General features: G+C 35.6%; 3 protein-coding genes and 1 pseudogene. 1 reads left to right on the plus strand and 3 read right to left on the minus strand.

The features are described from left to right. Positions 1 to 41: 41 nt before the first annotated feature. From STRDD10_RS02670 to lepA, 3 genes and pseudogenes are all read right to left on the minus strand, one after another. The gene (locus STRDD10_RS02670) at positions 42 to 536 is read right to left on the minus strand and encodes a YkgJ family cysteine cluster protein (protein ID WP_067192883.1); all 495 of its coding nucleotides are present in this window, start codon (positions 534 to 536) and stop codon (positions 42 to 44) included. 202 nt (positions 537 to 738) lie between these two features. Next, positions 739 to 1359, minus strand: a pseudogene (locus STRDD10_RS02675) (hypothetical protein). A 284-nt stretch (positions 1360 to 1643) separates the two neighbouring features. Next, positions 1644 to 3467: a translation elongation factor 4 gene (gene lepA, locus STRDD10_RS02680; protein WP_067192885.1), complete on the minus strand. Its 1824-nt coding sequence runs from the start codon at positions 3465 to 3467 to the stop codon at positions 1644 to 1646. 160 nt (positions 3468 to 3627) lie between these two features. Between lepA and STRDD10_RS02685 the strand changes: the two genes are divergently transcribed. Then, a complete protein-coding gene (locus STRDD10_RS02685) occupies positions 3628 to 4440 on the plus strand; it encodes a Cof-type HAD-IIB family hydrolase (protein WP_067192886.1) in 813 nt (270 codons plus the stop codon). The last annotated feature ends 183 nt before the right edge of the window (positions 4441 to 4623 follow it).

Genomic DNA, 4623 nt, shown 5'->3' on the forward strand with positions numbered 1-4623 from the left:
AACTTCTCCAGATGGCGAAGTTTTTTGTATGTATGGATTAGTTATACTTCCTTCATCAACCTCTCAACAAACAAAAATGCAGCTGGACAAGTTAAGGTATTTTTAATAGTTAAGTGATTGATTTGATAAACTTTTTTGCGATCTGTATGTGGATAATCACGACAAGCTTTTGGTCGAACATCATATATTGAGCAAAGATTATCCTCTCCTAAAAAAGAACAAGGCATTGATTTAAAAACTTTATCTCCATCTTCATCTGTTTCCAAAAATTCAGCCTCAAACGCTGGCAGTCGCATCTTAAAATATTTCGCAATTCGTACAATATCTGCTTCTTTAAAATCAGGTCCTAATGTTTTGCAACAATTTGCACAGGCAGTACAATCTATCTCTTGAAAAACTTGATTATGAATTTCTTGGGCTATTTTATCCAAATTTTTAGGTGATTTTTTCTTTAAATTAGCTAGAAATTTCCTGTGTTCCTTCTGTTTTTGCAACGCTAATTGATGGTATTTTTCAATATCTATTTCCTGTGTCATCGTTCACCTCCTTATATAAAGCAATAAAAGCATTATAACATAAACATTGCTAAAAAGGAGTAAGAAAGAATTACGACTAATAAATCAGTGTTTCTCCTCTTGTATTTAGTTTTTTTTGAAAATCGCTTCTAAAGACTAACCAACTATCGTAAAGTCGTTCTTTAAGTAGCCACTGCTACATAATATTCTTTTTTAATAGTAGTTAATCAGCAACAACTCCTGTTCCATCCATACTCCAAGTTTCTTCAATTAGCGGAATAAAGGTCTTCAATGTTTCACTCTCTCCTTCAAAGGAAATCGTGTAAACTTTCTCATCTCTTTGAAAAATCCACGTAATAAAATACTGTCCTGATTTCATGATAATATTGAGCTGATACGCTTCAAGATCAGCAACCTTTACTTTTGCTCCCGACAACTTTTCAACATCTATGTTAGATTGCCACATATAGGCTAGTTTTTGAGCAAGATATTCTGCATTGAATTCAGTTCCTTCTGGAACATTTGCTTTTTCCTTTGTAAAACTATTCATTGTTACAATATTATAAGCTGTACCATCTGTATACTGTAAACTATCTCCGCCATCAATATCCGTAAATTTCACCCATGTACTTGGAATATCAATATAACCAAACCCTGGAATTCCTACACGTTTAGTCGTTCGAGTTGACGGCTTTTTCTCCTAAGACGTTGAATCCTTACTTACAACAGTAGAACTGTCCTTCGTAGAATATGTAACAGCATCTTTCTTTGTAGAATCACTGCATGCACTCAATACAAAAACAGATAGGAAAACTATTGTTCCTATTCTAAACTTGTTCTTCATATCAATCCTTCTTGAGAACGTTTTCTTCATTTACAGTCTAGCATAAATTTTAGAAACTATAAAGAACTCGACTGTCTCAGCTGATTTGTTTATCTAATTTTATGAAGAAATTCCTTCATGGCATACATACTAAAAGTGTACTAGGAAAAAATTAGTAAATAATTAAAATTTACTATGATTCTTACTTTTTATTGTTACTACGACTTCTTTCATTTAAAAAAAATTGAAGAAAGGTTATAAAATAAACTTTTCTTCAATCTAAAATTACCTATTCGTTACTAGATTTATTCTTCATCCATCGATAGCACAGACAAGAATGCTTCTTGAGGAACTTCAACTGAACCGATAGCCTTCATCCGCTTCTTACCTGCTTTTTGTTTCTCAAGAAGTTTACGTTTACGTGAAACATCCCCTCCATAACATTTTGCTAATACATTTTTACGTAAAGCCTTAATGTCAGTTCGGGCAACAATTTTATGACCAATTGCTGCTTGAATTGGAACTTCAAATTGTTGACGAGGAATTATTTTCTTGAGTTTATCAACAATTAATTTGCCACGTTCATAAGCAAAATCTTTGTGAACGATAAAGCTAAGAGCATCCACTTTGTCCCCATTTAGAAGTATATCCATTTTCACCAGTTTAGATGGACGATACTCAGACAATTCATAATCAAAGCTAGCATAACCACGCGTAGAAGACTTGAGTTTATCAAAGAAGTCAAACACAATCTCTGCTAGTGGGATTTGATAGATGACATTGACTCGGTTTTCATCAATGTAGTCCATAGTTACAAAATCCCCTCGTTTACGTTGAGCTAACTCCATCACTGCACCAACAAATTCTTGTGGCACCATAATTTGAGCTTTGACATAGGGTTCTTCAATGGAAGCAATTTTTGTTGGATCTGGAAACTCAGATGGATTTGATACATCTATTGCTTCGCCGTCTGTTAGATTTACCTTATAAATAACTGAAGGAGCCGTCATAATAAGGTCAATGTTAAACTCACGCTCTAATCGCTCCTGAATGACATCCATATGAAGCAGACCTAAGAAACCACAACGAAATCCAAAGCCTAAGGCTTGTGATGTTTCAGGTTCAAACTGGAGACTTGCATCATTTAGTTGTAATTTTTCAAGCGCTTCACGTAAATCATTATATTTATTCGATTCAATTGGATAGAGTCCGGCAAATACCATCGGATTCATCTGTTTATAGCCGTGTAAAGGCTCACTGGCTGGATTTTCTGCCAAAGTTACTGTATCTCCAACACGCGTATCTTGAACTGTTTTGATAGATGCAGCGATATAACCAACATCTCCTGTTGCCAAATAGTCACGTCCGACAGCCTTAGGTGTAAAAATACCGACCTCAGTAACATCAAAAGTCTTACCATTACTCATTAGTTGGATTTTGTCACCTGGCTTAACAACTCCATTTACAACTCTGACCTGCAAAATCACACCACGGTAAGCATCGTAAACAGAATCAAAGATAAGAGCTTGCAAAGGAGCAGTCACATCACCAGTTGGTGCTGGTACTTTTTCGACAATTTGTTCAAGAATTTCTTCAATCCCAATACCAGCCTTAGCTGAGGCTAAGACTGCCTCACTAGCGTCAAGTCCGATAACATCTTCTACTTCTGTCCGCACTCGTTCTGGATCCGCAGCTGGTAAATCTATCTTATTAATTACAGGTAAAATTTCAAGATCATTATCAAGTGCAAGATAGACATTCGCCAGTGTCTGAGCTTCAATCCCTTGTGCTGCATCAACCACCAAAATCGCTCCCTCACAAGCTGCTAGCGAACGAGAAACTTCATAAGTAAAGTCAACATGACCTGGTGTGTCAATCAAGTGAAAAATATAGGTTTCACTATCTTTAGCAGTATAGTTAATCTCAATAGCATTTAATTTAATGGTAATGCCACGCTCTCGTTCTAAATCCATGCTATCTAAGAGTTGCGCTTGCATCTCGCGACTAGATACTGTTTCTGTCGCTTCCAATATTCGGTCTGCTAAAGTAGATTTTCCGTGATCAATATGCGCAATGATTGAAAAATTACGAATTTTTTTCTGTCTATTTTTCAGTTCTTCTAAATTCATCTTCTCTTCCTTTTTCCTTCATTCTTTTAAGATTATACCATATTTTATGAGATTTCCCTATAAGAAGTTTAAAAGCTCTCTGGTAAGAATGTACTTTTTAACTATTGATAACAACTAACTTATGCTATAATACAAGGAGAAAATAGGAGGCAAAATCAAAATGATAAAATTACTTGCTCTTGATATGGACGGAACACTTCTAAATAGTGCTAAAAAAATTTCCAAGACTAACATCGAAGCGATACACAAAGCTATCAAAAAAGGGGTACAACTAGTACTTTGCACTGGACGGCCTCTCTTTGGTGTAAAACCTTACTACGAACAGTTAGGCCTTGTTGAAAAAAATGGTTTTGCAATCGTCAATAATGGCTGTTCAATCCATGAAACTCTTAACTGGGATTTGATAGATTGGGAAGAATTAACTCTAGAAGACATCCAATTTTTAGAATCCTTAGCTAAGCAAAGTCAAGTTCAACTAACACTGATAGATGAAGAACATTATTTCGTCCTAGGAGGTGCCGCAAATTCTATCATCGAAGCAGATGCAAAACTCGTCTTCACCACTCCGACCGAAATCAGTTTAAGTGATATCAAAAAACACCAATACACTCTTTTTCAAGCTATGTTTTTAGGAACGGAATCTCAAGTCGATGACTTTGAATCCCGATTTGCGCATATTATTGCAAATCGTTTTAGTGGAGTTCGTTCACAACCTGTTATCTATGAGGCAATGCCTTCTGGCATAACGAAAGCTAGCGCACTCGCACGACTAGCACAAAAAATGGGATTGGAATCAAATGAAGTAATGGCCATTGGTGACGCAGATAACGACATTGAAATGCTTGAGTTTGCGGGACTCAGTATCGCTATGGGAAACGCTAGCAATCATGTCAAACAATTTGCCGATTACATTACTGATAGTAATGACAATCACGGGGTTGCTAAAGCTATTGAGAAACACATACTAGCTTAATTTTATAAGAAATTACATAAGAATTCTTCAGATTTTTCTTATGGAACTTTATCAAAAATAAAGCAACCGCCGAAAATCTGCAAGAATTACAAGACATAATTGAGAACTTCTGAAAGAATTTGATAACTAACAAAGAGACTGGATAACCAGTCTTTTTTAGCACCAAAATAGCCAATCTAACGA

This window comes from Streptococcus sp. DD10, assembly GCF_001578805.1.
Classification (GTDB): Bacteria; Bacillota; Bacilli; order Lactobacillales; family Streptococcaceae; genus Streptococcus.

What these genes read in the sequence shown, in the direction of transcription:
- STRDD10_RS02670 (WP_067192883.1), bottom strand. Translation starts at nt 536, where the DNA reads ATGACACAGGAAATAGATATTGAAAAATACCATCAATTAGCGTTGCAA.
- lepA (WP_067192885.1), bottom strand. Translation starts at nt 3,467, where the DNA reads ATGAATTTAGAAGAACTGAAAAATAGACAGAAAAAAATTCGTAATTTT.
- STRDD10_RS02685 (WP_067192886.1), top strand. Translation starts at nt 3,628, where the DNA reads ATGATAAAATTACTTGCTCTTGATATGGACGGAACACTTCTAAATAGT.